This is a genomic window from Mycobacterium sp. (genome assembly GCF_050701675.1).
In the GTDB taxonomy this organism is placed as follows: Bacteria; Actinomycetota; Actinomycetes; order Mycobacteriales; family Mycobacteriaceae; genus Mycobacterium.
In genome coordinates, this window is sequence record NZ_JBOGDD010001312.1 from 1 (window position 1) to 4,605 (window position 4,605).

6 protein-coding genes are annotated in these 4,605 nt (G+C 67.1%); 5 read left to right on the forward strand and 1 reads right to left on the reverse strand.

Features of this window, described 5'->3' with window-relative positions:
• The 4 genes from ACRDUX_RS40435 to ACRDUX_RS40450 all read left to right on the forward strand — a co-directional run.
• Positions 1-1,330: methylmalonyl-CoA mutase family protein (locus ACRDUX_RS40435; RefSeq protein WP_526423106.1), on the forward strand; the 1,330-nt coding region annotated here is incomplete at its 5' end.
• Complete coding sequence (locus ACRDUX_RS40440) at positions 1,330-1,731, forward strand: cobalamin B12-binding domain-containing protein (protein ID WP_526423108.1); 402 nt, start codon at positions 1,330-1,332, stop codon at positions 1,729-1,731. The genes ACRDUX_RS40435 and ACRDUX_RS40440, both read left to right, overlap by 1 nt.
• A complete protein-coding gene (locus tag ACRDUX_RS40445; protein ID WP_526423110.1) occupies positions 1,728-2,684 on the forward strand; it encodes an LLM class F420-dependent oxidoreductase in 957 nt (318 codons plus the stop codon). Before ACRDUX_RS40440 ends, ACRDUX_RS40445 begins: the two co-directional genes overlap by 4 nt.
• Positions 2,685-2,712: 28 nt before the next feature.
• Positions 2,713-3,759, forward strand: coding sequence for a CaiB/BaiF CoA transferase family protein (locus ACRDUX_RS40450; RefSeq protein ID WP_526423112.1), 1,047 nt, complete (start codon positions 2,713-2,715; stop codon positions 3,757-3,759).
• On the opposite strand, the gene ACRDUX_RS40455 is transcribed toward ACRDUX_RS40450, so the two are convergent.
• Complete coding sequence (locus ACRDUX_RS40455; RefSeq protein ID WP_526423114.1) at positions 3,747-4,055, reverse strand: 2Fe-2S iron-sulfur cluster-binding protein; 309 nt, start codon at positions 4,053-4,055, stop codon at positions 3,747-3,749. The two genes, ACRDUX_RS40450 and ACRDUX_RS40455, sit on opposite strands and share 13 nt — an antisense overlap.
• Before the next feature lie 104 nt (positions 4,056-4,159).
• Between ACRDUX_RS40455 and ACRDUX_RS40460 the strand changes: the two genes are divergently transcribed.
• The coding region (locus tag ACRDUX_RS40460) for an AMP-binding protein (protein WP_526423116.1) at positions 4,160-4,605 on the forward strand (446 nt) is incomplete at its 3' end.

Here is a 4,605-nt window from a genome sequence, read left to right on the forward strand (position 1 = left end):
GCCAACACAGTGTGGCTATGACTCCGACGACGCGGAGTACGGCGAGGAGGTCGGCCGCGTCGGCGTTGCGATCGACACGCTGGCCGACGCCGACATCCTGTTCGACGGCATTCCGCTCGACGAGATCAGCACCAGCTTCACGATCAACGGCACCGCGGCCATCCTGCTGGCCTTCTACGTCGCTGCCGCCGAGAAGAAGGGCGTGCCGCGCGAGAAGCTCACCGGCACCATCCAGAACGACATCCTCAAGGAGTACGCGTCGCGCGGCACGTGGATCTGGCCGCCTGAGCCGTCGCTGCGGCTGATCGCCGACACCATCGAGTTCTGCGCCGCCGAGGTGCCCCGGTTCAACGCGATCTCCGTCGCGGGCGCGCACTTCCGCGACGCAGGTGCCAACGCCGTTCAGGAGATGGCGTTCACCCTGGCCGACGGCGTCACCTACTGCGACACCGTGGTCGAGCGTGGCCGGATGACCATCGACAAGTTCGCCCCTCAGATCTCGTTCTTCTTCTACACCCACGGTGACTTCTTCGAGGAGATCGCCAAGTACCGGGCCGGCCGACGCCGGTGGGCGACCATCGTGCGCGAGCGCTACGGCGCCACCACCGACAAGGCGTCCATGTTCCGGTTCGGCTGTGTCGCGGGCGGTGCGTCGCTGTATGCGCCGCAGGCGCAGAACAACCTGGTCCGCGTCGCCTACGAATCGTTGGCCGCCGTGCTCGGTGGCGTCCAGTCGATGTTCACCGCGGCATGGGACGAGCCGTTCGCCCTGCCGAGCGAGGAGTCGGCCACGCTGGCGCTGCGCACCCAGCAGATCCTGGCCTACGAGACCGGCGTGTCCAAGGTGGCCGATCCGCTCGGCGGCTCGTACTTCGTCGAGGCCCTGACCGATGCCACCGAGGCCAAGATCATCGAGATCATGGACGATCTCGAAAAGCACGGCGGGATGGTGCGTTCCATCGAGGACGGTTATCTCCAGGGGCTCATCGCCGACGAAGCGTTCAAGATCCACCACGAGGTCGAGTCAGGCGAACGTCCCGTCGTCGGCGTCAACAGGTTCGTCACCGACGAGCCTGCACATGACATCGACACCTATGAACTGAACGCCGAAGGCCGCGATCTGCAGCTCAAGCGCTTGGCGAAGGTGAAGGCGGAGCGCAGTGACATGGCGGTGAAGGAAGCGTTGGCAGCCCTGTCGAAAGCGGCCGAGGGCACCGACAACCTGATGCACGGGCTCATCGACTGCGCCAACGCCTACTGCACCGTCGGGGAGATGGTGACCGCACTCAAGGCGGTATGGGGCGAGTTCCAACAGCCGGTGGTGTTCTGATGGGCGCGCGTGTGTTGGTGGCCAAGCCTGGCCTGGACGGGCACGACCGCGGTGCCAAGATCGTCGCGCGCACGCTGCGCGACGCCGGATTCGAAGTCATCTACACCGGTATCCGCCAGCGCATCGAGGACATCGTGTCGATCGCCCTGCAGGAAGACGTCAAGCTGGTGGGCCTCTCGATCCTTTCGGGTGCGCACGTGGGGCTGACCATCCGTGTGGTGGAGGCCTTGCGGGCGGCCGACGCGGGCGACATCGCCGTCGTCGTGGGTGGCACCATCCCGCAGGCCGACGTCCAGAAGCTGTTGGACGTCGGTGCGGCAGCGGTGTTTCCCACCGGGACTCCGCTCGAGGACCTGGTTGCCGGTGTTCGCGCGTTGACCGCAGAGACGGGAGTGACATGAGACTCGGTGTGATGATCGGTGCCGAGCGTGGCGACTCCGCGCGCAAGGTGGCCAAGCTCGTCTCCGACATCGAGTGGGCCGAGTCGGCGGGCATGGACACCGCGTGGATGCCGCAGGTGCCCAACGACTTCGACGCGCTCACGATGGTGGCGCTGATGGCGGGCCGTACCAGCACCATCGAGCTGGGCACGGCCGTCGTGCCACTGCAGGCGCAGCACCCCATTGCGCTGGCCCGCCAGGCGCTGTCGGTGCACGCAGTCGCGGGCGGTCGGTTGGCCCTCGGCGTCGGCCCGTCGCACCACTGGATCGTCGGCGACATGCTCGGCCTGCCGTACGAGAAGCCGGCCGCCTACACGCGTGACTATCTCGAGGTGCTGCATGCGGCATTCGAGAATCCGGGAAACGTCGACGTCGAGAACGACACGTTCACCGTGCACAATCCGCTTGACCTGCCGCCGGTTTCGCCGCTACCGGTGCTGGTCGCGGCACTCGGGCCGGTGATGCTGAAGATCGCAGGGGAGCACGCCGACGGCACGGTGCTGTGGATGGCCGACGAGCGCGCCATCGGTGACCACATCGCGCCACGGATCACCAAGGCGGCGGCCGACGCCGGCAGGCCTGCTCCGCGGATCGTCGCGGGCATCCCGGTGTGCCTGTGTGCCAATTCGGAGATCGACGCCGCGAAGGAGCGGGCCAACCGCATCCTGTCCGAGGCCGAGACGTCGCCGAACTACCAGAAGCTGCTCGATCGCGGTGATGCCCGCGACGTCGGCGACCTGTGCGCCGCCGGTGACGAGGAGTCGATTCTGGCGCGGTTCAAGCAGTTCGCCGACGCAGGCGTGACCGATCTGTCCGTCCGACTGCTGCCGATCGGCGACACCCGGGATGAACTCGTCGCATCGAAGTACCGCACCAGGGACGTGATCGGCGAGTTGGCCAAGGCGGTGCGATGAGCGCTTGCGCGAAGAGCAGAGGACACAGATGACCGGGCCTTTGAATGGCATCCGCATCCTCGAGATCGGCCACATGCTGGCGGGTCCGTACGCCACGATGATGCTCGCCGACCTCGGCGCCGAGGTCACCAAGATCGAGCCGCCCGGTGGGGACATCTCGCGACAGGTGAGCGACAGCTATTTCGCCAGCCTCAACCGTGGCAAACGCAGCGTCTGTCTCGAACTCGCCACCGAGGAGGGCCAGCGCAGGCTCGGCGAGCTGGTCGCGGAATCCCATGCGCTGCTGGTGAATCTGAAGCCGTCCGGCATCCACAAGCTCGGACTGACCTATGAGCAACTGCGTCGGCACAACGAGAAGATCGTGTGCGTCGCGCTGACCGGCTACGGGCTCGAGGCAGGAGACGACCCCGCGTTCGACTACGTCATCCAGGCGGCCACCGGCATCGCCTCGCTGACCGGCGACCCCGGCGGCCCGCCGACCCTGCCCGGCTACTCGTCGGCTGACAACTCCACCGGGCTGACCGCAGCGATCGGGTTGCTCGCGCAGATCATCTCTGGCCGCGGCGGTCAGATCGACGTGTCCTTGCGCGACGTGATGCTCTCGCAGCTGAACTACCGGGCGTCGGCCTATCTCAACGACGGCGTCGAACCGCGCCGCTACCCGAACGGCGCGCACTCGTATTACGTTCCTGCGCAACTCTTCGACACGGCCGACGGCTATCTGGCCCTGTTCATCACCCACGACGGCTTCTGGCGGTCGTTCTCCGCGGAGGCCGGCATTCAGGGCTATCCGACGATGCCCGAGCGGGCCGCCAAACGTGACGAGGTGCTCGCCTTGGTGTCGGCGGCCCTCGCCACCGACACCGCCCTCGGCTGGGAGGCCAGGTTGCGCCCACTCGGCATCCCGGTGTCCGCGGTGCGCTCGTTGCCGGACGCACTGAACGCCACCCCCGAGGTCATCGTGAAGGCAGGGGACTACCAGTTGGTGCGAAGCTCCATCCGCGTCGCGGGATACGAGCCCGCCTACCGCCCGCCGCCGCGGTTGGGTGAGCACACCGAGGTTCAGTCCTCGTAGTCGACCGTCACGTTCCCCGCGTCGGGCACGGCCTGACAGGTCAGCACGTAGCCGTCCTCGACCTCGTCGTCCATGAGCGCATCGTTCACGCGCATGGTCGCCGTGCCCTCGGTCAGCTTCGCCATGCAGGTGCCGCAGTTGCCAGCCTCGCAGGAGAACGGCGGGGTGAGACCCGCCCGCCGCGCGCTCTCCAGCAGCGTCTCCCCGGGCTTCTGGGACACGGTGGTCTTCTTGCGGTCGAGGAGGATCGTCACCTCGCCACCGGCCTCTTCGGTCGGTACGGGGTCTGCGGTCATCGGGGCGCTCCTGGCATAGTCATTCTGTCTATGTGAGAATACTATTCTCCATAATCGATAGGATATTCTCAACCCGGTGGGCGAAGGTGGGAGGTGGAGCTGCGGTGGTCGACAGATCGCACGCGACTGGTCTGCCGGTCCTCGCCTTCGCGGACCGGGAGTACACGCGTGCCGAGCTCGACGCGCTGATCGGCGGTATGGCGACCACGCTCGAGCGGCGCGGCGTCCGTGCCGGTGACCGCGTCGCGCTGATGTCCTCCAACCGGCCCGAGTTCGTCATTGCCATGCAGGCCATCTGGGCGCTCGGCGCCGCCGTCGTGCTGGTGAGCACGTCGTGGAAGCGGGGCGAGGTGGAGCACGCTCTGGCGCTGACCACACCCGCGCATGCGGTCGGTGACAACGCGGTGCTCGCCGACCTGATGCCGATGCTGCACCTCGACGAGCCCGTCACACCGGGGCGTCGGGAGTTCACGGCGATCGACCCCGAATCCGACGCGCTGTTCGTGTTCAGCTCAGGGACGACGGGAATGCCCAAGGCCGTGCGGCACAC